We start from the raw sequence: 21,857 nt of genomic DNA, 5'->3' as shown, positions 1-21,857 counted from the left end.
TTATGATGAAGAAACAGTTATCGCGGTGAAAGCACTGCGGCGAAGAAACCGTCCATGCCGCCGGCAAAGCCGTCTCTTGGAGGCAAGAGAGCCGGCGTGGTCCGGAATTCACCATGCGCTGTCACGGCAGCTTCGAGACCCGGCCATGCGGCGGGATCGATCGGAACTCGGATGACGGATGGCGTGTCGGCCAGAACCTTGGAGACCAGAAGCTCGCCCTCCTGCGGATCAAGCGAGCAGTTCGAGAAGACCACCAGACCGCCGGGTTTGACTAGGGTCAGGGCATGCCGAAGCATACGCTCCTGCAGAACTGCCAGTTTGCCAATATCTTCCGGGCCCTTTGTCCACAGCACGTCAGGATGGCGCCGCGTCGTGCCGGTCGACGAGCATGGCGCATCCAGAAGAACGCCATCGAGCGGCGTTTCCGGCCTGAAATCGAAAAGATCTGCCTGGCGCACGTCGGCCGACAATTTCAGTCGTTCCAGATTTTCATTCAGACGCCGCGCGCGATTTGCGGATTGCTCAATGGCAATCACCTTGGCACCCGCCGCCGCCAATTGCGCCGTCTTGCCGCCCGGGGCGGCGCAAAGATCGGCGATGTGCTTGCCCTCAAGGTCGCCGAAAAGCTTGGCGGGCAGTGCCGCAGCGGCATCCTGAACCCACCAGGCACCCTCGTCGTAACCTTCAAGACCCGAAACCGAGCCCTCGAAAGACGGCAGGCGAATGCTGCCGGTCGGCAATATCTGGCCGCCGAGCTGGGATGCCCAGTGCCCGGCACCGGTTCTCACGGTCAGGTCGATGGATGGGGGCTCGAGTTGAGCTTCGGCAATACGGGCCGCTTCCTGGGCGCCATACGCCGCCGTCAGCCGCGTCGCAAACCAAGCGGGTATGGGTGATATTTCCGCAGTCTTGGCCAAAATTTCTTCCTTCTCCCGCACCAGGCGGCGAAGGACGGCATTGACCAGCTTGGCGAACCGGCGATTGCGCGGATCGCGATTGGCCTGTTCGACGGCAAGATCGACGACGGCGTGGGACGGCACGTCAAGATGGAGAATCTGCGCGGCGGCGACGATCAGGACATGATGAAGCGCGCGCGCGCCTTCGGGAAGCGGCGTTTCGAGAAGCGACGCTATGGCCGCTTCAAGGCGCAGAAGATGGCGCAAGGACGTGGTCAGTATGGCGCGGGTCAACGCCCGATCGGCATCATTCAACGCCTTGTATGCCGCATTGCCCTGGTTAAGATCGAGCATGCCATCAAGCGAAATCCTGCGATCGATCACCGCGCCGAGAAATTTGGCCGCCGTCATGCGGACTTCAAGCCCCGGCTTATCTGAAAACACCGGGCGCGAGGGACGCGGGCCTGTTGGCGACCTCGTGGGTTTCTTGTTTTTGTTCTCGTTCAAGACCAGGGACCTTTGCGCGGTTCATCGGGGCGGCGGCCACCCCAGCCGGCATTGGGAACGGAGCGCGCCGCGGGCCGCGGTCTAGCAGTCTGAAAGCCCTGCGTCGACCCAGGTCCACCGAAAGAGCCGGCCATCTGCCGGAGTGCAGCAATCCGGTTGTCCGTGTTCGGATGCGTGGAGAAGAGATTATCCATGCGCTCGCCCGAAAGCGGATTGATGATGAACATATGCGCAGTTGCCGGATTGCGTTCGGCATCCTCATTCGGGATCGCGTGAGCGGCGCCGGCAATTTTCTCGAGTGCCGAGGCAAGCCACATCGGATTGCCGCAGATTTCCGCGCCGCGGCGGTCGGCGGCGTATTCGCGCGTGCGGCTCACCGCCATCTGGACGATCATCGCCGCGAAGGGTGCAACGATCATCGCGATAATCACGCCGACGACGCCGAGCGGATTGTTGCTGTTGCGGTTGCCGCTGAACAGGAACGCGAAATTGCCCAGCATGGAGATAGCACCGGCCAGCGTCGCGGTGATCGTCATGGTCAGCGTGTCGCGGTTCTGGATATGCGCGAGTTCGTGCGCCATCACGCCAGCAACCTCCTGTGGCGTCAACCTTTCGAGAAGACCAGTGGAGGCTGCTACGGCAGCGTTTTGCGGATTGCGGCCGGTGGCAAAGGCGTTGGGCTGCGGATTGTCGTAGATATAGACCTTCGGCATCGGCAGACCGGCATTCGCCGACAGGTCACGGATCATATGATAGAATTCGGGCGCATTGCGCTCGTCGACCTGCTGCGCATGATAGGCCGCCAGCACCATCCTGTCGGAATTCCAATAGGAGAACAGATTCATGCCGGCAGCGATCAGCAAGGCAATCAACATACCGCTCTGACCGCCGATAAGAAGGCCGATCCCCATGAACAAAGCGGTCATGAAGGCCAGAAGCATGGCGGTGCGCATGATATTCATCGTCTTCTCTCCCGTCACCCAAGATTCAAGGGTTTTTCATTCCGGCGGAACGGCCTATGATGTGGGAATTCAGCCAAGTTTTTCAATGAACCGGCGGTGACAGGAATGCAGACAGCCGATAACGACAACGCCGAGACGGTGATGGACGCCCCGGCGGCGACCAAACCTCTTTCCGCCGCCGCCCAGCGGGCTTTACAGGAAGCGGAAGAACGGCGCAGAAGCGCCGCCAGCGCCGACATGCCGCAGGAATTCGGTGGACGAGGCGGCGCCGATCCGGCACGCTTCGGAGACTGGGAAATCAACGGTCGCGCCATCGATTTCTAAGTCAACATTCCTACCGATCTCAAAAGGTGCCGCCGAAAGCAGGCGCATGACAGGACCGGTTGGAACTATGATGGGGCCGTAAACCGTTGCTGGCCCGCCGGCGCTAACGGACGTCAGCGCCGCGCTGTTGAGGGCAAATGCCTTCCCCCGGCGGAAATCATGCCTCAAGCTTGTTCTGCCGATTTGCGATCAGGTCATCGACGACAGCGGGGTCGGCCAGCGTCGACGTATCCCCCAAGGCACCGAAATCGTCTTCGGCAATCTTGCGCAGGATACGGCGCATGATCTTTCCGGACCGTGTCTTGGGCAGCCCGGGTGCGAACTGGATCTTGTCGGGCGTCGCAATGGGTCCGATCTCGTTACGGACATGCTTGACCAGTTCCTGCCGAAGCGCGTCCGTCCCCTCATTGCCAGCCATCAGCGTCACGTAGCAATAGATGCCCTGGCCCTTGAGGCCATGCGGATAGCCGACGACGGCCGCTTCGGATACGAGATTATGCGAGACGAGGGCGGATTCGACCTCGGCCGTGCCCAGACGGTGGCCGGAGACGTTCAAGACGTCATCGACCCGGCCGGTGATCCAGTAATACCCGTCCTCATCCCTCCGGCAGCCATCGCCCGTAAAGTACTTGCCCTTATAGGTGGAAAAATAGGTCTGCACGAAGCGGTCATGGTCGCCATACACGCTGCGCATTTGCCCGGGCCAGCTATCGATAATGCACAGATTGCCATCGGCCGCTCCCTCAAGAACGTTGCCTTCATTATCGACCAACTGGGGCTGCACCCCGAAAAACGGCTTGGTTGCTGACCCCGGTTTGAGATCGGTCACACCCGGCAGGGGCGTGATCATGTGACCGCCGGTTTCGGTCTGCCACCAGGTATCCACCACCGGGCAGCGTTTGTCACCCACAACGTTATAGTACCATTCCCATGCTTCCGGATTGATCGGCTCCCCCACCGTACCCAACAGACGCAGGCTCGAGCGCGATGAACGCGTGACAAAATCATCGCCGACACTCATAAGCGAGCGGATCGCCGTCGGCGCGGTGTAGAAGATATTGACCTTGTGCTTGTCGACGACTTCCCAGAAGCGCCCGTTATCGGGAAAATTCGGAACGCCTTCGAACATCAGCGTCGTCGCGCAATTGGCCAGCGGACCGTAGACGAGATAGGAATGACCGGTGACCCAGCCGACATCGGCAGTGCACCAGTAGATATCACCGTCCTGATAATCGAACGTGTATTCGTGGGTCATGGCCGCATAGACGAGATAGCCACCGGTCGTGTGCAGGACGCCCTTAGGTTTGCCGGTGGAACCCGAGGTGTAGAGGATGAAAAGCGGGTCCTCGGCCTTCATCTTCACCGGTTCGCAATGACCCTTAACGGTTGCAATTTCCTGATGGTACCAGAGATCGCGTCCCGGCGCCCAGTTGGTCTTGCCGCCGGTGCGGCGCACGACCAGAACCTTGTTGACCGTAACATACTGCTTGGCGGCGATCTGGATGGCCCTGTCGGTATTTTCCTTGAGCGCCACGGGTTTTCCGCCGCGCACGCCCTCGTCGCAGGTGATGACGAAAGTGGATTCGCAGTCGACGATGCGACCCGCGAGCGCCTCCGGCGAAAACCCGCCGAACACGACCGAATGCACCGCGCCGATGCGCGCACAGGCCAGCATGGCATAGGCGGCTTCAGGGATCATCGGCATATAGATGGTGACCCGATCGCCCTTCTTGACGCCGTGCTTCTTCAGCACATTCGCCATGCGGCAGACCTGATCGTAAAGCTGGTTATAGGTGATCTTCTTGTCGATATAGGGATTGTCGCCTTCCCAGATGATGGCGGTGCGTTCCCCATGCGTCTTCAGGTGCCTGTCGATGCAATTATAGGAAACGTTGGTCAGCCCGTCTTCGAACCACTTGATCGAGACCCTGCCCTTAAAGGATGTGTTCTTGACCTTCGTATAAGGTTTGAACCAGTCGATCCGACGGCCGTGCCTGCCCCAGAACTTGTCCGGATCGTCAATGCTTTCTTCATACCATTTTTCATATTTCTCCCTGTCAATCAGCGCTTTCGCTCTGGTGGACCTGAGGACCGGATAAATTTTTTCGGACATGAAACTCCTCCCACATTGGCACGCCGATAACCTTCCATCCATCAGCGCTTAATAATTTCGCATTCATACAAATTGGGGCAGGGGCCGCAACTAGACAAATGGCGACGATGATCGTCACTGCGATCTTGCGGATCACGCAGCTGCAAAGAATTGCAATTCTGCTCCAATTCGATTATACGGCGTTTAATTCCCGGAAATGGTGGTTGATACCCACGGCCCGCGACACCGGCGCGGACGGACAGAGGAACTATATCCATGGCTCAACAATTGCTCATGCCAAAGGCGACCGCAGTATGGCTGGTCGACAATACTGCCCTTTCCTTTGATCAGATTGCCACCTTCTGCAAACTTCATCCGCTTGAGGTGAAGGCAATTGCGGACGGTGAGGCGGCACAGGGCATCAAGGGTCTCGACCCGATCGCTACCGGGCAATTGTCGCGCGATGAGATTGCTCGCGGTGAAGGCGACGTGAATTACCGCCTCAAGCTGTCCGAACCGAAGGTTCGTGTTCCCGAATCCAAGCGTCGCGGCCCCCGTTATACTCCGGTTTCCAAGCGCCAGGACCGCCCGAACGCCATTCTCTGGCTGGTTCGCAACCATCCGGAACTGAAGGACACGCAGATCTCGCGCCTTGTTGGTACCACCAAGTCGACGATCGAACAGATCCGCGACCGCACGCACTGGAACGCCACCAACCTGACGCCGATGGACCCGGTAACGCTGGGGCTCTGCAGCCAGATCGATCTTGACCTCGAGGTCGAGCGCGCCGCCAAGAACCGTCCGCTGCCGACCGCTGCCGAACTCGGCGCTTCGCTGCGCCCGGCCAACGAAACCGAGAACCTCGATTTCGGCTATCGCAGCGAACGCGAAGAAGAGAAGGAAATTGATGCGGATGCCGTTTTTGCGAAGCTCAGCTCGCTGAAATCGAGCCGTACGGAAGAGGAAGACGACGACAATTTCTAAGTCGTCTTTCCGGACCTGCTTCAACCAGAAAGAAAAAACCCCGCTGATCGGATCGGCGGGGTTTTGTTTTGGCAGGCAACCCAATCTGGGTCTCGCGTCGTCAAGCCGCCTGAAGCGTTGAATTCAACGGAATTTCGACATCGATCTCAAGGATCGACATGTTCTCGTCGCGATCCATCTTGACGTGAACGCGATCGGCATCAAGTTCGACATGTCGAGCGATCACCGCAAGAATTTCCTCGCGCAGGATGGTCACCAGATCGGAGCTGGCAGACGCGCGTTCATGCGCCAAGAGAACCTGCAATCGCTCGCGCGCCATTGGCGCGGATTTGTTCTTGCGGAACAGACCAAAGATGCTCATGCGGCCTTCCTTCCGAAAATCTTGCCGAAGATACCCCGCTTATCCCCGGGGATGCTGATCGGCAGCTGTTCGCCACGAAGACGGCGTGCAGCCTCGAAATAGGCCATGGCCGGTGCGCAACGGGCATCCGCCAAGGTGACCGGAGCACCCATGTTGGAAGCGCGCAGCACATCGCTGCTTTCCGGAATGATACCGATCAGCGGGATCGAAAGGATTTCCAGAACGTCGTCCACCTTCAGCATGTCACCACGCTCGGCGCGAGCTGCGTCGTAACGGGTCAGCATCAGGTGCTTTTCCATACGCTCGCCACGTTCGGCCTTGAGCGTCTTGGAATCGAGAAGGCCGATGATGCGATCCGAATCGCGTACCGAAGAGACTTCGGGGTTGGTGACCACGACGGCCATGTCGGCATGTCGCATGGCAAGCGTCGCGCCGCGTTCGATACCAGCGGGACTGTCACAGATCACCCAGTCGAAGACGCGCTTCAATTCGTTGATGACGCGATCCACGCCCTCGGTCGTAAGATTGTCCTTGTCGCGGGTCTGCGAGGCCGGCAGGAGAAACAGGCTTTCGAGACGCTTGTCGCGAATGAGGGCCTGCGTCAGCTTGGCTTCGCCCTGGATGACGTTGACGAGATCGTAGACGACCCGGCGCTCCGCGCCCATCACAAGATCGAGATTGCGCAGACCGACATCGAAGTCCACAACAACAACCCGTTCGCCATTCTGCGCCAATGCTGCGCCAAGGGCGGCGGTCGACGTTGTCTTGCCGACCCCGCCCTTGCCGGATGTCACCACGATGACTTTGCCCATCTTCATCTCCTGTTCCTGCCGTTGACCGGCTTAGATAATCGTTGAGGCCATGATCGAATCACCATCAAGCCAAAGCTGTACTGGCTGCCCCCGCAGTGCCGGCGACATGTCCTCGACCATTTTATAAATGCCATCTATAGCCACCAACTCTGCCTCAAGCTTGCGGCAGAAGATTCTGGATGCAGAATTTCCGACCGACCCTGCCATGGCTCTCCCGCGCAAGGCGCCATAGACGTGGATGGAACCGCCGGCAATCACTTCGGCACCGGACGCGACCGAGCCGACAACCGTAACATCGCCTTCCGGAAAAATGATCGACTGGCCGGAACGCACGGGCTCGTTGATGACCAGCGACTGCGTGACGGGGCGAGTGTGAGGAAGTTCGGTTGTAGCAGGCTCCTCCGAGGCGGCCTCTGCTTCCTCGGTTCCCTTTTCCCGCTCCTTGACCTCGATGTCCGCGGCAGGCTTCCCGCCCTTCATGGCCGGCGGCATGCCAGCACCCAGCATGGACGGCCTAGCCCCCTCGATGCCCATGATCCGGACATTGCGCTCTGCCAGGTTTTCGAAAAGCGTCTTGAGCTGGGCCTTGTCGATGGCGAGACCGGTAACATCCAGCACGACCGGGCGATCGAGAAAAAAACCTGCCGAACGGGATGCAAGATCATCCAACCGGACGAGCCAATCGTCTATCGGAAGATCGGGGGAAAGTACCAGGGCCAAAAAGGAGCGGCCCTTGATGCGGATCGAGCGAGCGTCTGTTAACACTTTGGTCATCTACGTAAAGAATTCGTTGCATTTGCTTACGCCGGACATGGTTAACAAATCGTTAACGATGTCCGTTACGATAACCGTTCCACGAAGCCACGCTAGGGCAGGGCAGAACCCAACCCCTTGCTATATCTCACCTTATTGCTTCTTAGAAACGTAAACGTCCTCGCGAAGAGCAACGGCAACCGCCTGGAGCGTCGCCGGGTCTTCGATCGTTGCCGGCATTGACCAGGATTGCCTGTCAGCAATCTTCTGGATGGTGGCGCGCAGGATTTTGCCCGAACGGGTTTTCGGCAGCTTTGCCACGATCACCACCTTGCGGAAAGCGGCCACGGCGCCGATCCGTTGCCTGACCAGATCGATAACGTCCTGACATACATCCGGTCCGCCACGCATTGTGCCGCTCTTCAGCACCAGAAATCCGCAGGGCACCTGACCCTTGATCGGATCCGCCACGCCCACCACCGCGCATTCCGCAACATCGGGATGGCAGGCACATACCTCTTCCAACGCGCCCGTCGAAAGACGATGGCCCGCACAATTGATGATATCGTCCGTGCGCGCCATCACGAAAACATAGCCATCCTCGTCGATCCGTCCGGCATCGGCCGTCTTGTAGTAACCAGGAAATTCGGAGAGACAGGCTTCATGGAAAAGATCGTCCGCTTCCCAGTAGGTGGTCAGGCACCCCGGCGGCAGCGGTAGGCGAATGGCAAGATTGCCAAGTGCGTCCGGGCTGGTTCGATGGCCCGAATCATCAAGCACTGCCACGGTGAAACCCGGCATGGGAACTGTCGGAGAGCCGGGTTTCACCGGAAGCGGACCCAGACCCATCGGATTGGCGGCGATCGGCCAGCCGGTTTCGGTCTGCCACCAGTTGTCGATCACCGGGATGCCAAGCAGCGTTGCCGCCCAATGCAGCGTCTCGGGGTCGGCTCGTTCCCCGGCAAGGAAAAGGGTTCGCAGGCTGGAGAGGTTTCGGCCGCCGGCAAGCCGGCCATTAGGGTCATCCCGGCGGATTGCCCGAATAGCCGTCGGAGCGGTGAAGAGCACGTTGACGCCGTAACGCTCGACCACCCGCCAGAATGTCCCGGCATCCGGCGTACCAACGGGCTTCCCCTCAAACAGAACCGTGACGACACCTGCCAACAGCGGACCATAGACGATATAGGAATGGCCAACGACCCAGCCAATATCTGAAGCGGTCCAGGAAATGTCACCGGCCTGCAAACCGTAGATATTCCGCATGGACCAGTGAAGCGCCACCATGTGACCACCCGTATCGCGCACCACCCCTTTCGGTTTTCCGGTCGTGCCGGATGTGTAGAGGATGTAGAGGGGATCGGTCGACGCCATCGGCACGCAATCGACCCGGGTTTTAGCGGCTCGCTGGACGGCGGCCAATTCCGCGAAATCGTGTTCTCCGCGATCCGGATCGAGATCCGCGGACAGCTGCTCGCGCTGAAGAATGAGACAGTTGGCGGGCTTGGTCCGAGCAAGCTCGATTGCACCATCCAGCAACGGTTTGTAAGCCACGACCCGTCCAGGTTCGAGACCACAACTGGCGGTTACCACCAGTTTCGCGCCTGCGCTATCGAGGCGTGACGCCAGTTCCTGCGCTGCAAACCCGCCGAACACGACCGAGTGGATGGCACCGAGCCGCGCGCAGGCCAGCATGGAGAAGACCGCTTCCGGCACCATTGGCATGTATATGACGACGCGGTCGCCTTTCTCAATGCCCAGGTTCCGCATCACTGCGGCAATGGCCGTTACTTCCTGCAGGACAGCATCGAACGAGAAGACTTGGCTAATACCCGTCATCGCACTATCGAAAATGATCGCCGGATCTTGCCCTCTGCCGGCAGCGATATGCCGGTCCACACAGTTGTAGCAGATATTGCAGAGACCGCCGACGAACCACCGCCCGTACACGCCCTGATCGGCATCGAAAATGCGCTCTGGTGGGCGAAACCAGGTGATGTCCCTTGCCGCATTCGTCCAGTGCGTGTCGGGGTCATCTTGCCATTGCTGGTAGATGTCGGTGTAACGGCTCGACATGATGCTTCTCCTCCCTTCGCACCTGGTACGCCAGCGCAGTGTAGGCAGAAGTCGTCCGCTGGGAAATCATACGAAGGGAGCAGGCGGTCAGCGCGCTCCGAAAATGGCGGAACCAATGCGCACGCTGGTTGCACCGAACTGAATCGCCGTTTCGAAATCGCCTGACATGCCCATCGACAATTTCTTCAGACCGTTTTCGATCGAAAGCTTGCGCAGCAATGCGAAATAGGGGCCGGGGTGATCGTCTGCCGGGGGAATGCACATCAGACCCTCGACATCGAGCGCAAGATCTTCCCGGCAGTATCTGACAAAATCGGGCGTATCCTTGGGCGCGATTCCGGCTTTCTGGGTTTCCATCCCGATATTGACCTGGATATAGACCCGGAGCCGGCGGCCTTGCCTTGCCATTTCATCTGCAAGCGCGGCCGCAATCTTTTCCCGATCGACCGTCTCGATGACATCGAACAGCGCCACCGCGTCGGCCGCCTTGTTGGACTGCAGCGGTCCGATGAGATGCAGTTCGATGCCGGACGTCTCCTGCTTCAGCAAAGGCCATTTGGCCTGGCTCTCCTGAACACGATTCTCGCCGAACACCCGCTGGCCCGCAGCGATCACCGGTCGGATATCCCCGATACCGAACGTCTTGGACACCGCGACCAATTGCACGTCGCCGGTCGTCCGGTTGCAGCTTTTCTCACTGGCCTTGATACGGCCTTGAACCTCGGCAAGTCTCTGTTCAACAGTCATGTAAATCTCCAGCGGGTTGCCCCCAGCGATTAAACGGCGAATGGCCGAATGCCAAGCCTTTCCGGCTCGCCGCTTCGATCAGGGACCCCGGCAAAACTTGACGCTCCGGTGGTTTCGTGGTGAAGGTCAGCCCAACGCATCCTATTCCGGAAATCAGCAGAATGACCACCGAACGATACAATCCGCGCGATGCCGAGCCTCGCTGGCAGGCCCGGTGGAATGAGGCAAAAACCTTCGCGACGGACAATAGCGATCCGCGCGAAAAATATTACGTCCTCGAAATGTTCCCCTATCCGTCCGGTCGCATTCACATGGGCCATGTGCGCAATTATGCAATGGGTGACGTTGTTGCGCGCTACAAGCGTGCCCGTGGATACAATGTCCTGCATCCGATGGGCTGGGACGCTTTCGGCATGCCTGCTGAAAACGCCGCGCGAGACAACAAGGTTCATCCCAAGGAATGGACCTATCAGAACATTGCCTCGATGAAGAAGCAGCTGAAGGCCATGGGGCTTTCGCTGGACTGGTCGCGAGAATTCGCAACCTGCGACGTCGACTATTATCACCGCCAGCAGATGCTTTTCCTCGATATGATGGAAAAAGGTCTGGTCTACCGCAAACAATCCAAGGTCAACTGGGATCCGGTCGATAACACGGTTCTCGCCAACGAGCAGGTAATCGACGGGCGAGGCTGGCGCTCAGGTGCTTTGGTCGAGCAGCGCGAGCTGGTTCAGTGGTTCTTCAAGATCACCGAATTCAGTCAGGATCTGCTCGATGCTCTCGACACGCTGGATCAGTGGCCGGAAAAGGTCAGACTGATGCAGAAGAACTGGATCGGCCGGTCCGAGGGCTTGGCTTTGCGCTGGGAACTGACTGCCGAAAGCCAGGCTCGGAGCGGCGCGACCGACATCGAAGTCTATACCACCCGGCCCGATACGCTGTTTGGCGCGTCCTTCCTCGCCATTGCTGCCGACCACCCCGTGGCGCGCGCCATCGCCGAGGCAAATGCGGAGGCGCAGCGCTTCAGTGAGGAATGCCGCCAGGCCGGCACATCGCTTGCCGCATTGGAGACGGCGGAAAAGAAGGGCTTCGACACAGGACTGACGGTGCGGCATCCCCTCGACCCGACCTGGGAGGTCCCGGTCTACATCGCGAATTTCGTTTTGATGGATTACGGCACCGGGGCCATCTTCGGTTGCCCTTCCGGCGATCAGCGCGACCTCGATTTTGCGCGCAAGTACGATTTGCCGGTCATTCCCGTCGTGATGCCAGTGGATGGCGATGCTGCCACCTTCTCCGTGGGCGAAGAGGCCTATGACGGTGACGGGGTGATGATCAATTCGCGCTTTCTCGATGGCATGACGACCGACGCGGCCTTCCAGGCCGTGGCGACTACGTTGTCGGAGCAAATGCTGAACGACGCGCCGCAGGCCAGCCGCAAGGTCAACTTTCGTCTGCGGGATTGGGGAATCTCCCGTCAGCGTTACTGGGGTTGCCCGATCCCGGTCATTCATTGCGATGACTGCGGCGTTCTGCCCGTTCCAAAAGCCGATTTGCCCGTGCGTCTGCCGGACGATGTTACCTTCGACCAACCTGGCAACCCGCTCGACCGTCATGCCACCTGGCGTCATGTCGCATGCCCACGGTGTGGTAAGGATGCCCGCCGCGAGACGGACACGATGGACACTTTCGTCGATTCCAGCTGGTATTACGCGCGTTTCACGGCCCCGTGGCAGGACGATCCAACGGATCCGGCCGCGGCCAGCCACTGGCTGCCGGTCGATCAGTATATTGGCGGGATCGAACATGCGATCCTGCACCTGCTCTATTCGCGTTTCTTTACCCGTGCGATGAACGCGACCGGTCATGTCGGCGTCAGCGAGCCCTTCAAGGGGCTGTTTACCCAGGGCATGGTGGTTCACGAAACCTATCGTAAAGGCTCCGGGTCCTATGGCGAATGGGTCGCGCCGGCAGATTTGCGGATCGAGGAGAGCGACGGCCGTCGCCGCGCGTTCCTGCTTTCTACGAATGAAGAGGTAGCGATCGGCCCCATCGAAAAGATGTCCAAGTCCAAGAAAAATGTGGTGGACCCGGATGACATTATTGCCTCTTATGGTGCCGATACGGCGCGTTTCTTCGTCCTGTCGGACTCGCCACCCGAGCGTGACGTCATCTGGTCGGAATCCGGCGTTGAAGGCGCTCATCGCTTCGTTCAGCGCGTCTGGCGCCTGATCTCGGAAGCTGCAGAAACTTTGGTCTCCGTCCAGGCACGCGCGGCACGGGACGGCGAGGCGCTCGCCATTTCCCAGGCAGCACACAAGACTCTACAGGCCGTTCAGGCTGATTTCGACAAGCTCGCGTTCAACAAGGCTGTCGCTCGCATCTATGAACTGGTGAATACCTTGGCGGCGCCGTTGACCGCCATCGCGGCCGGGGCCAAGGATGATGCCTATATCGCAGCGGCTCGCGACGCGGCGGAAATCCTCATCCAGATCGTTGCACCCATGACGCCGCATCTGGCGGAGGAGTGCTGGAAGGTGTTGGGCCGAGACGGTTTGGTAGCGGAAACTCTGTGGCCAGCTTTCATACCGGAGCTGGTAGCGGAAAACGAAATTCTGCTACCCGTTCAGATCAACGGCAAGAAGCGCGCGGAATTGACAATTCAGCGGGACGCAGATCAAACTGCCGTCGAAAAGGCCGCGCTTCAGCTGAGTGCGGTGCAGGCCGCGCTTGAAGGGCGATCCCCGAAGAAGATCATCGTTGTCCCACAGAGGATCGTGAACATTGTTGTCTAACATCACCAATAATTTGCTTCGTGTCGGTCGTATCGCGTCGGTTGCGGCGCTGGTGGCCTTGGCAGGCTGCCAGGTCAAGCCACTCTACGCCGTGTCTGCACCGGGCACAGGTACCGGACAACAGTTGGCGGCGATCGAATTTTCCCCCGCCGAAGACAGAATCGGACAGGCGGTTCGCAACGAGCTGATATTCCTGACCGCAGGCGGCGCTGGCGAAAGCAAGACGCCGGCTTATCGACTGACCATGTCCGTCAGTTCCTTCCGCCAGAATGTTCTGGACGAACAGGTCACTTTCAACCTCATCCCGGGTCGCGTCACCGTGATAGGCAGTTACACTTTCACTCGTATCAGCGACGGCAAGGTTCTCAAGACAGCCCAACGCAGGGCGACCGCGCTTCTCGATGTTTCGGCGCAGGAATTCGCGGAAATGCGTGCTTATCGCGACGCCGAAAACAGGGCAGCCAAGCAGCTGGCCGAATTCATCCGGGGCGATATCGCAACGACGCTCGGCCGCCAGTAAAGGCGGCCGGCATGGTCGAAATAAAATCGCATGACTTCGATCGGTTCGCAAAATCGAACGTCGGCAATTATCGGCTGTTCCTCGTTTACGGTCCTGATCGCGGGCTTGTTTCAGAGCGTGCAGCGATCATTGCTGCGAGAACCGGTATCGACCTCAGCGATCCTTTCGCCATGGTCAAGCTGGAGGCTGCGGACCTCAGCGGCGATCCGGGTCGTCTTATCGATGAAGTCGGCGCTTTCGGCCTGTTTGGAGGAAAGAAGTTGATCTGGCTAAGGGCAGGGGGCAGTGAGAAGCCGCTTGTCGAAGCGTTGCAGACACTTGCCAACAGTGCGCCGTCGGAAAACATTCTGATTGTCGAAGCAGGCGACATCAAGAAAGGTGCGGGTATGCGCAAGCTCGCCGACGCCGCCGGAACGGTCGCGTCGATTTCCTGCTATGCTGACGATACGAAAGCCGTCAACGTTCTGATAGACGAGGAACTGAAGACGGCCGGCCTTACCATCACCCCAGCGGCCAGGGAACGCCTCCTCGACGCCTTGGGAGGCGACCGGATCGCATCGCGTGGCGAAATTCGCAAGCTTGCGCTCTACCGCCGTGGAGAGGGGACGATCGAGGAACAACACGTCCTCGATATCATTGGAGACGCGAGCGCCATTTCTGCCGACGACGCTGTCGATGCCGTATTGCAGGGCGATATTGAAGGTCTGCAGCGCGCATTCGATCGGATCGTGGCATCAAAGACCCCGATCTTCATGATCCTCCAATCCTGTCTGCGTCAGTTCCAGACCCTGGACCTGATGCGCTCAGAGATGGATGAAAAGAATACGCAGGCTACTCAGATCATGCAGACGCTCGGCCGGCATATCCATTTCCGCCGCAAGCCGATCATGGAACGCGCCTTGCGCCGCTGGCCGAGCCAAATGATCGCGCGTGAAGCAGCGCGTATTCAGTCGACCATTCTCAAGACTCGTCAGCAACCTGCGTTGGAAGAGAGTACAGCCTTCCATCTGCTTATGTCCATCGCGCTGCAATCGTCGCGTTACGGGTCGGATGGACGTCGCTAGACTGTCCAGCTGACCTCAAGCTCGATTTTCAAGAAGTCTGCAAATCTCTTCCAACTGGTCCAGCGTCTTGTAGGAAATCCGGACCTGGCCGCCGCTGCCCTTGTGGTTGATCGTAACGTCCAGACCGAGCGCATCCGACAATGTCCGCTCCAGGGAGAGCGTGTCCGAGTCCTTCTGGTCCGACTTCGGCATCGAAGCCGGCTGCGTCTGGGCCTTGATATCGTTCTGTGCAAGACGCTCGGCATCTCGTACGGACATACCCTTGGCAACGATCGTGCGCGCAAGACCGGCCGGATCCGAGGTGGAGACGAGGGCACGTGCGTGTCCCGCGGACAGATCGCCACCCGCCAGCATTTCCCGGACGGAATTTGGAAGTTTTAGCAGTCTTAAACTGTTGGCCACATGACTGCGGCTCTTGCCGATAATATCGCCAAGATCATTTTGCGTGTAGCCGTGCTCGGCAATCAAAAGCTCGTAGCCCAGGGCCTCTTCAAGCGGATTGAGGTCCGAGCGCTGGACGTTCTCGACGATTGCAATTTCAAGGGCGGTGCGATCATCCACGTCCCGAACGATAACGGGAATTTCCACCAGTCCGGCGAGCTGCGCGGCACGCCAACGTCGTTCTCCGGCGATGATCTCGTAATTGTCGCCGACCGTGCGAACCACGACAGGTTGTACGATACCGTGTTGGCGAATGGAGGCAGAAAGATCCTGAAGATCGCTCTCATCGAAATAGCGACGCGGGTTACGCGGATTGCGGGATACGATTTCGATCGGAACCAGCCTGTCCGCACTAACCGTTTTCGGGGCCTCCCCAACCGGGGTCGTCTGATCCATCTCGCCGATCAGCGCGGCCAAACCTCGACCCAGACGTCTTTTCGAAACATCGTCGCTCATATGAATACCCTATCGCAAAAGACTATGCCGCCTTCCGGCGACGTTCGCGCTGGATGACTTCCGATGCCAGTTGCAGATAGGCCTGGCTTCCCGCGCACTTTAAGTCATAAAGGATAGCCGGCTTACCATATGAGGGCGCCTCGGAAACGCGAACATTACGCGGAATAAGCGTATGATAAACCTTCTCACCAAGATAGGTCCGAACGTCGTTGACAACCTGTTGGGCGAGGTTATTCCGCACATCGAACATGGTCAGCACGATACCCTGAATATCAAGCGCAGGATTAACGGATTGCTTGACCTGACTGACAGTCTCGAGGAGCTGGCTCAAACCTTCCAGAGCGAAGAATTCGCATTGAAGCGGAACGAGCACCGAATGTGCTGCCGCCATCGCGTTGATCGTGAGGAGATTAAAGGAAGGCGGGCAATCGAGAAGAATATAGGAATAGGCATCTGCCTGCTCGGACTGGAGAGCTTTCCGGAGACGGAACGCGCGGTCGCCGGACTGGCCGATCTCCATTTCTAGTCCGAGAAGGTCCATAGTTGACGGGATGATTGACAAGTTCGGCACAGCTGTTGCTACTGCTGTTTCATCAATCGTATGCGTACCCATCATGATATCGTATGAGGATTGCTTACGGTCACGCCTGTCGATACCCAGGCCTGTACTTGCATTTCCCTGCGGGTCGAGATCGATGATGAGGACTTGCTCACCGATCGCAGCCAATGCAGTCGCGAGGTTGATGGCGGTAGTGGTCTTACCAACGCCGCCCTTCTGGTTAGCGATCGTTATAATCCGGTTGAGCTCACTCATGATGCCGTCCGCATAATCAGTTGACCTTGCGTCGGAGCCCCGCGATTTCCAAAACGACGGAATCAGGCTCAACAACGCTTGGATGTTCTACCAGATCAAACGCCCATCGACCATTGGCATTCATGGTTTCCTGTTGGTAATCCCGGCCTTTATGAAAGAACGCTTTGCACTGCGCGTTTTGCTGCATCCATGGCTCTGCATAGGAAAGTAGAACATCCAGATGGGCAAGAGCTCGCGCCGAAATTCGATCAACGCGACCGATGTGAGATAGAGCTTCGTCGATACGACAAGGATGGACTGACCCGCGTCCGCCCGTTTCCAACAGTGCTTGGCGAAGAAACGCAGCTTTTTTCTGGTTACTTTCGACCAAGTGAACCCATCCGCCTTCGGTCTCCGTCAACAGGATTGCAGTAATAATACCCGGGAACCCGCCGCCGGAGCCTAGGTCGAGCCATGTAAGTGGTCCCGGCGATAGCTGATAAATTTGAGCGCTGTCGGCGACATGGCGGGTTCGCAGATCAGGCAGCGTTGATGGGGCGACAAGATTAATTGAGCGTGCCCACTTATTGAAAAGCGCAATAAAGTGTTCGAGCCGGTCCCATGTTTCACGTGAAACAGCCATTCCGTTTATCTGCATCAGTGGACTCGCTGCGCGCGCTGGGTGTCAGATTTCTTGAGTATGGCAAGCAGGAGCGCCATCGCCGCTGGCGTCATGCCTTCTATAGCGCTTGCTTGCGCAAGTGTCCGAGGTGCCAGGCTAACAAGCTTTGCCTTCAACTCATTCGACAGCCCGCTGAGTTTTGTGAAGTCAAAGTCGCCAGGAATGACCCGTTGCTCTTCGCGCTGAGCGGTGCGAATGCTGGATGCCTGCCGCTCCATATAGACAGAATAACCCGCCTCGATTTCCAAGGCCTCGGACACCGGTCCACGAATATTTTGGAGGGACGGCCAGACACGACGGAGATCAGCCACGGTAATATCTGGATACGACAGCAGCTCATAAGCGGAACGACGTTGGCCATCCATATTAAGCTTTATCTCTTTCGTTGCAGCTTGCTGTGGGGTAAGTTGCAAAGCCTTGAGTGCCTCTCGACCAGAGTCCAGTTCACCAGCGTAACGGAGGTAACGTTGGGTACGCTCGGGGGAAACCAGCCCCAGCTCCATAGCAATCGGGGTCAACCGCACATCGGCATTGTCTGCCCGAAGTGACAGCCTATACTCGGCCCGCGAGGTGAACATCCGATAGGGTTCAGTAATCCCGCGAGATGTGAGATCATCGATCATGACGCCGATATAGGCTTGGGTGCGACTTAGGACGAATTCAGATTTTCCATTCACTTGCCGCGCAGCATTGACGCCGGCGACCAGTCCCTGTGCGGCCGCTTCCTCATATCCCGTCGTTCCATTGATCTGACCCGCAAAAAAGAGGCCTCCAAGCTTTTTCAGCTCAAGTGCGGACGTCAGCTCACGTGGATCTACATGGTCATACTCTATCGCATAGCCGGGTTGAAGTATCTTGACATTTTCCAGTCCGGGGATGGTCCGAATGAACAGACTCTGGATGTCTGCTGGCAGGGAGGTAGAGATGCCGTTCGGATAGACGGTATGATCTTCAAGACCTTCTGGCTCCAGGAAAATTTGGTGGCCATCTCGTTCCCCGAACCGGACAATTTTATCTTCAATCGACGGACAGTAGCGAGGTCCGACGCCACTTATTTCTCCCGAGTACATGGCCGACTGGCGGATATTGTCCGTGATGATCTGGTGAGTCAGAGTTGTGGTGCGGGTGACGCCACATGCAATCTGACGATTGGCGATCTCGTCCGTCATAAAGGAAAAAGGTGAGGGTACATCATCCGCCTCTTGCCGATCAAGGCTTTGCCAATCGATGGTTCGGGCGTCGAGCCGCGCAGGTGTTCCTGTCTTCAAACGACCAAGTTTCAAACCCAATGATAGCAGTGTTTCAGACAGTCCGACGGAGGGTGCTTCCCCCATACGCCCAGCCGGAATCTTGTTCGATCCGATGTGAATCAAACCGCGAAGAAAAGTTCCCGTTGTCAGAACAACAGCACGCGTCTCATAGACCTCACCATTGGCAAGAACGACACCGCAGACACGTCCATCGCTTACTTTCAGATCGAAAACGTCCGCTTCAATGACAAAGAGATTGTGGTGGGACGAAATGGCCGACTGCATGGCCTCTCGATAGAGCTTCCGATCGGCCTGGGTGCGTGGACCACGAACGGCGGGCCCCTTTTTACGATTCAACAAACGGAACTGAATGCCCGCCGCATCGGCAATACGACCCATCAGGCCATCAAGTGCATCAATTTCTCGGACGAGATGGCCTTTACCCAGACCGCCGATGGCCGGATTGCACGACATCGCGCCAATGGTATTCACAGAATGCGTAATCAACGCTGTTCTCGCGCCGGCGCGGGCCGAAGCGCTGGCTGCCTCGCATCCAGCATGCCCGCCGCCGATCACAATCACGTCATAGTCAGCCATGCGTCAACACTACCATTTCGAATCCGAATCGGATTGTTTCACGTGAGTCATTTGCCGATGCAGAATTCCGAGAAGATCACGTCGAGAAGCTGCTCGACATCCACATGGCCAGTAATCCGGCCCATTTCGGCTGCTGCCAAACGAAGGCACTCGGCCTGCATATCCAGTTGCGAACCCTCTAATGCTTCCTGAAGAAGATTGGAAGCCCTCTGCAGTAATTGGATGTGCCGCACTCTTCCGGGTTTAAGGGCTGATATGGTTTGCCATCGTTCTGCAACGATCGCACCGATGGCCGCTTTCAATTCTGCGAGACCTTCTCCGGTGATACTGGAAAGACTGAAGTCAAAACCTGTGAGATCTGCGTGCGAGACGGCATCGATCTTTGTCCGCACCCTCCAAACGGGCGCATCCAACCGGTTAACGTCTTCGATATCGGTCAGACTATCGCCCAACATGAGGACTAAGTCGGCTTGCTCTGCAACAAGGCGGGCGCGTCTGATACCTTCTCGTTCGACCACGTCATCCGTGTCACGGATCCCCGCCGTATCAGAAAACCGGACTAGATACCCCTGAATGTCCAGATCGACGGTTAGAACGTCACGGGTAGTCCCTTCAATTTCGGTAACGATGGCAATATCGCGCCCAGCTAGAGCATTCAAGAGGCTGGATTTTCCAGCATTGGGCTGGCCCATGATCGCGACCTGAAAACCATCTCGAACGATCCGGCCCGATTGCGTCGCATTCAACTGGTCATCAATAGCCTGCTTCATACGTTCGATCATCCGCCAGACTGTATCGGATACCGAACCCGGCACGTCATCTTCATCAGCAAAGTCGAGCTCTGCTTCTATGAAAGCCCGCGATCTCGTCAGATCGGCGGCCCACTGGCGGTAGATGGACGAGAGGCCGCCGTCTGCCTGTTCAATCGCAAGGCGTCGCTGCATTTCTGTTTCTGCGCGAAGCAGGTCGGATAGGCCTTCAGCTTCGACAAGGTCAAGCTTGCCGTTTTCAAGCGCCCGTTTGGAAAACTCGCCAGGTTCAGCCAACCGCAGCCCGAGAGACTCGAGCAAGCTGTAGGTCATGGAAACCACAGCCCGGCTCCCATGAAGATGCAATTCGACACAGTCTTCGCCCGTGAACGACCGGGGAGCGCGGAAGGTTACCACCAAGCCCGAATCGATAACCATACCATCGGGCGCTCTGATGGTACGAAGGACGGCTTCTCTCGCCGGAGGAAGGGGTCCGGCGAGCGTTTCCGCAACAGCCAGTGCTCGAGGCCCGCTGAGACGGATAACTGCAAGACCTGCTGGCAGCGATCCGCTGGAGAGCGCAAAGATCGTATCGTCCACCAGCATGTCAGCACTTTCAAATGTCCAGAAGAATCCGGCTAAGGATCAGGTATTCATGGACTCGAAGAAATCGCCGTTGTTCTTCGTCTGCTTGAGTTTGTCGATGAGGAACTCGATGGCATCGGTCGTTCCCATCGGCGCCAGAATGCGACGCAACACGAATATCTTCTGGAGATCCTGGCGCGGCACAAGCAGATCTTCCTTGCGGGTACCGGATTTCAGAATATCCATGGCCGGGAAGATACGCTTATCGGCGACCTTGCGGTCGAGCACGATTTCCGAATTGCCCGTTCCCTTGAACTCCTCAAAAATTACTTCATCCATACGGCTGCCGGTGTCGATCAGCGCCGTAGCGATAATCGTCAAGGATCCACCTTCTTCGATATTACGCGCCGCGCCAAAGAAGCGTTTCGGGCGCTGCAGGGCATTGGCATCGACGCCGCCCGTCAGAACCTTGCCGGAAGAGGGCACAACCGTGTTGTAGGCGCGTCCGAGGCGGGTGATTGAGTCCAGCAGGATCACGACGTCGCGGCCGTGTTCGACGAGACGCTTTGCTTTTTCGATGACCATTTCGGCGACCTGAACGTGGCGCACGGCCGGTTCGTCGAAGGTCGAGGAAACGACTTCACCCTTCACCGACCGCTGCATATCGGTCACTTCTTCAGGCCGCTCGTCGATGAGCAGTACGATGAGATAGCACTCTGGATGGTTGGCCGTGATCGAATGGGCGATATTCTGCAACAGCACCGTCTTACCGGTGCGCGGCGGTGCGACGATCAGCCCGCGCTGCCCTTTTCCAAGCGGCGCAACAAGGTCGATCACACGGGCGGAATTGTCCTTCGATGTCGGAATATCAAGTTCCATCTTGAACCGCTCATTCGGATAGAGCGGCGTCAGATTGTCGAAATGCACCTTGTGACGGATTTTTTCCGGATTATCGAAATTGATCGTATTGACCTTGAGAAGGGCGAAATAGCGCTCGCCTTCCTTCGGTCCACGGATCGGGCCTTCTACCGTATCGCCGGTCTTCAGCGAGAAGCGGCGGATCTGCGAGGGCGAAATGTAGATATCGTCCGGGCCCGGCAGGTAATTCGCATTTGCGGAACGCAGGAATCCAAAACCGTCCTGCAGGACTTCCACCACGCCCTCGCCGATGATTTCAACATCCTGGCTGGCAAGAACCTTCAATATCGCGAACATCAGCTCCTGCTTGCGCATGGTGCTGGCATTCTCAACCTCCATGGATTCCGCGAAGGCCAGCAAATCGGTGGGCGATTTGCTCTTGAGTTCTTGAAGCTTCATTTCAGCCATGAAGGAAGGACCATTTCAATTTCGAGGGGGAGCCGTGTCGGTGGAATTCGATCCCGCGGAGAAACCCGCAGACAGAGAACCTGCACAC

The 21,857-nt window shown here is 57.9% G+C and carries 19 protein-coding genes; 5 read left to right on the top strand and 14 right to left on the bottom strand.

The genetic code is table 11. The annotated features are described in order from the left end of the window. Window positions 1–17: 17 nt before the first annotated feature. Together ACQKKX_RS15955 and htpX are read right to left on the bottom strand one after the other, a co-directional pair. On the bottom strand, window positions 18–1,403 hold the full coding sequence (locus ACQKKX_RS15955) for an RsmB/NOP family class I SAM-dependent RNA methyltransferase (protein ID WP_427571976.1): 1,386 nt from the start codon (window positions 1,401–1,403) through the stop codon (window positions 18–20). After that, window positions 1,400–2,365 (bottom strand): zinc metalloprotease HtpX, encoded by a 966-nt coding sequence (gene htpX, locus ACQKKX_RS15950; protein WP_427571974.1) that lies wholly within the window; start codon window positions 2,363–2,365, stop codon window positions 1,400–1,402. The genes ACQKKX_RS15955 and htpX overlap by 4 nt, the downstream gene beginning before the upstream one ends. 105 nt (window positions 2,366–2,470) lie before the next feature. On the opposite strand from htpX, the gene ACQKKX_RS15945 reads away from it, so the two are divergent. After that, window positions 2,471–2,689, top strand: a complete 219-nt coding sequence (locus ACQKKX_RS15945; protein WP_427571973.1) for a DUF1674 domain-containing protein — start codon at window positions 2,471–2,473, stop codon at window positions 2,687–2,689. 157 nt (window positions 2,690–2,846) lie between these two features. On the opposite strand, the gene acs is transcribed toward ACQKKX_RS15945, so the two are convergent. Next, the gene (gene acs / locus ACQKKX_RS15940; protein WP_427571972.1) at window positions 2,847–4,802 is read right to left on the bottom strand and encodes an acetate--CoA ligase; all 1,956 of its coding nucleotides are present in this window, start codon (window positions 4,800–4,802) and stop codon (window positions 2,847–2,849) included. Window positions 4,803–5,057: 255 nt separating this feature from the next. Between acs and ACQKKX_RS15935 the strand changes: the two genes are divergently transcribed. After that, window positions 5,058–5,765 (top strand): DUF1013 domain-containing protein, encoded by a 708-nt coding sequence (locus tag ACQKKX_RS15935; protein ID WP_427571971.1) that lies wholly within the window; start codon window positions 5,058–5,060, stop codon window positions 5,763–5,765. A 100-nt stretch (window positions 5,766–5,865) separates the two neighbouring features. Here ACQKKX_RS15935 and minE read toward each other — a convergent pair whose 3' ends face one another. From minE to ACQKKX_RS15910, 5 genes are all read right to left on the bottom strand, one after another. Next, window positions 5,866–6,126, bottom strand: coding sequence for a cell division topological specificity factor MinE (minE, locus tag ACQKKX_RS15930; RefSeq protein ID WP_427571970.1), 261 nt, complete (start codon window positions 6,124–6,126; stop codon window positions 5,866–5,868). Continuing rightward, complete coding sequence (gene minD, locus ACQKKX_RS15925) at window positions 6,123–6,938, bottom strand: septum site-determining protein MinD (protein WP_427572097.1); 816 nt, start codon at window positions 6,936–6,938, stop codon at window positions 6,123–6,125. The genes minE and minD overlap by 4 nt, the downstream gene beginning before the upstream one ends. A 30-nt stretch (window positions 6,939–6,968) precedes the next feature. Then, the gene (gene minC / locus ACQKKX_RS15920; RefSeq protein ID WP_427571969.1) at window positions 6,969–7,712 is read right to left on the bottom strand and encodes a septum site-determining protein MinC; all 744 of its coding nucleotides are present in this window, start codon (window positions 7,710–7,712) and stop codon (window positions 6,969–6,971) included. A gap of 132 nt (window positions 7,713–7,844) precedes the next feature. Further along, window positions 7,845–9,764 carry an AMP-binding protein gene (locus ACQKKX_RS15915; protein ID WP_427571967.1) on the bottom strand — a complete coding sequence of 640 codons (1,920 nt, stop codon included), beginning with the start codon at window positions 9,762–9,764 and terminating at the stop codon, window positions 7,845–7,847. Between the two features lie 87 nt (window positions 9,765–9,851). Beyond that, on the bottom strand, window positions 9,852–10,511 hold the full coding sequence (locus ACQKKX_RS15910; RefSeq protein WP_427571966.1) for a YggS family pyridoxal phosphate-dependent enzyme: 660 nt from the start codon (window positions 10,509–10,511) through the stop codon (window positions 9,852–9,854). Between the two features lie 161 nt (window positions 10,512–10,672). Between ACQKKX_RS15910 and leuS the strand changes: the two genes are divergently transcribed. The 3 genes from leuS to holA are packed head-to-tail and all read left to right on the top strand — an operon-like array spanning window position 10,673 to window position 14,890. Continuing rightward, complete coding sequence (gene leuS, locus ACQKKX_RS15905; RefSeq protein WP_427571964.1) at window positions 10,673–13,306, top strand: leucine--tRNA ligase; 2,634 nt, start codon at window positions 10,673–10,675, stop codon at window positions 13,304–13,306. Beyond that, window positions 13,296–13,826: an LPS assembly lipoprotein LptE gene (gene lptE / locus ACQKKX_RS15900; protein WP_427571962.1), complete on the top strand. Its 531-nt coding sequence runs from the start codon at window positions 13,296–13,298 to the stop codon at window positions 13,824–13,826. The genes leuS and lptE overlap by 11 nt, the downstream gene beginning before the upstream one ends. A gap of 11 nt (window positions 13,827–13,837) precedes the next feature. After that, complete coding sequence (gene holA, locus ACQKKX_RS15895; protein ID WP_427571960.1) at window positions 13,838–14,890, top strand: DNA polymerase III subunit delta; 1,053 nt, start codon at window positions 13,838–13,840, stop codon at window positions 14,888–14,890. Between the two features lie 15 nt (window positions 14,891–14,905). Here the strand turns inward: holA and ACQKKX_RS15890 are convergent, their stop codons facing one another. Genes ACQKKX_RS15890 through rho form a run of 6 tightly spaced genes read right to left on the bottom strand, consistent with a single transcriptional unit; the run spans window position 14,906 to window position 21,769 of the window. Further along, window positions 14,906–15,787, bottom strand: a complete 882-nt coding sequence (locus ACQKKX_RS15890) for a ParB/RepB/Spo0J family partition protein (protein ID WP_427571958.1) — start codon at window positions 15,785–15,787, stop codon at window positions 14,906–14,908. 22 nt (window positions 15,788–15,809) lie between these two features. Then, window positions 15,810–16,604 carry a ParA family protein gene (locus ACQKKX_RS15885; protein WP_427572096.1) on the bottom strand — a complete coding sequence of 265 codons (795 nt, stop codon included), beginning with the start codon at window positions 16,602–16,604 and terminating at the stop codon, window positions 15,810–15,812. Window positions 16,605–16,617: 13 nt separating this feature from the next. Further along, the gene (gene rsmG / locus ACQKKX_RS15880) at window positions 16,618–17,238 is read right to left on the bottom strand and encodes a 16S rRNA (guanine(527)-N(7))-methyltransferase RsmG (protein WP_427571956.1); all 621 of its coding nucleotides are present in this window, start codon (window positions 17,236–17,238) and stop codon (window positions 16,618–16,620) included. Beyond that, a complete protein-coding gene (mnmG, locus tag ACQKKX_RS15875; protein WP_427571955.1) occupies window positions 17,238–19,109 on the bottom strand; it encodes a tRNA uridine-5-carboxymethylaminomethyl(34) synthesis enzyme MnmG in 1,872 nt (623 codons plus the stop codon). The genes rsmG and mnmG overlap by 1 nt, the downstream gene beginning before the upstream one ends. 47 nt (window positions 19,110–19,156) lie before the next feature. Then, window positions 19,157–20,464 (bottom strand): tRNA uridine-5-carboxymethylaminomethyl(34) synthesis GTPase MnmE, encoded by a 1,308-nt coding sequence (gene mnmE / locus ACQKKX_RS15870; protein ID WP_427571953.1) that lies wholly within the window; start codon window positions 20,462–20,464, stop codon window positions 19,157–19,159. 39 nt (window positions 20,465–20,503) lie between these two features. Beyond that, window positions 20,504–21,769 (bottom strand): transcription termination factor Rho, encoded by a 1,266-nt coding sequence (gene rho, locus ACQKKX_RS15865; RefSeq protein ID WP_427571951.1) that lies wholly within the window; start codon window positions 21,767–21,769, stop codon window positions 20,504–20,506. Window positions 21,770–21,857 lie beyond the last annotated feature (88 nt).

The organism is Neorhizobium sp. NPDC001467 (assembly GCF_050275975.1).
Lineage (GTDB): Bacteria > Pseudomonadota > Alphaproteobacteria > Rhizobiales > Rhizobiaceae > Neorhizobium.
This window is presented reverse-complemented; position numbering and strand designations above follow the sequence as displayed.

Excerpts from the sequence above, each read along its gene's own strand:
- mnmE (WP_427571953.1), bottom strand. The coding sequence starts at position 20,464 with ATGCTGGTGGACGATACGATCTTTGCGCTCTCCAGCGGATCGCTGCCA.
- ACQKKX_RS15915 (WP_427571967.1), bottom strand. The coding sequence starts at position 9,764 with ATGTCGAGCCGTTACACCGACATCTACCAGCAATGGCAAGATGACCCC.
- minD (WP_427572097.1), bottom strand. The coding sequence starts at position 6,938 with ATGGGCAAAGTCATCGTGGTGACATCCGGCAAGGGCGGGGTCGGCAAG.
- htpX (WP_427571974.1), bottom strand. The coding sequence starts at position 2,365 with ATGAATATCATGCGCACCGCCATGCTTCTGGCCTTCATGACCGCTTTG.
- ACQKKX_RS15890 (WP_427571958.1), bottom strand. The coding sequence starts at position 15,787 with ATGAGCGACGATGTTTCGAAAAGACGTCTGGGTCGAGGTTTGGCCGCG.
- minE (WP_427571970.1), bottom strand. The coding sequence starts at position 6,126 with ATGAGCATCTTTGGTCTGTTCCGCAAGAACAAATCCGCGCCAATGGCG.
- rsmG (WP_427571956.1), bottom strand. The coding sequence starts at position 17,238 with ATGCAGATAAACGGAATGGCTGTTTCACGTGAAACATGGGACCGGCTC.
- ACQKKX_RS15910 (WP_427571966.1), bottom strand. The coding sequence starts at position 10,511 with ATGACTGTTGAACAGAGACTTGCCGAGGTTCAAGGCCGTATCAAGGCC.
- acs (WP_427571972.1), bottom strand. The coding sequence starts at position 4,802 with ATGTCCGAAAAAATTTATCCGGTCCTCAGGTCCACCAGAGCGAAAGCG.
- minC (WP_427571969.1), bottom strand. The coding sequence starts at position 7,712 with ATGACCAAAGTGTTAACAGACGCTCGCTCGATCCGCATCAAGGGCCGC.
- rho (WP_427571951.1), bottom strand. The coding sequence starts at position 21,769 with ATGGCTGAAATGAAGCTTCAAGAACTCAAGAGCAAATCGCCCACCGAT.
- holA (WP_427571960.1), top strand. The coding sequence starts at position 13,838 with ATGGTCGAAATAAAATCGCATGACTTCGATCGGTTCGCAAAATCGAAC.
- ACQKKX_RS15945 (WP_427571973.1), top strand. The coding sequence starts at position 2,471 with ATGCAGACAGCCGATAACGACAACGCCGAGACGGTGATGGACGCCCCG.
- mnmG (WP_427571955.1), bottom strand. The coding sequence starts at position 19,109 with ATGGCTGACTATGACGTGATTGTGATCGGCGGCGGGCATGCTGGATGC.
- leuS (WP_427571964.1), top strand. The coding sequence starts at position 10,673 with ATGACCACCGAACGATACAATCCGCGCGATGCCGAGCCTCGCTGGCAG.
- ACQKKX_RS15935 (WP_427571971.1), top strand. The coding sequence starts at position 5,058 with ATGGCTCAACAATTGCTCATGCCAAAGGCGACCGCAGTATGGCTGGTC.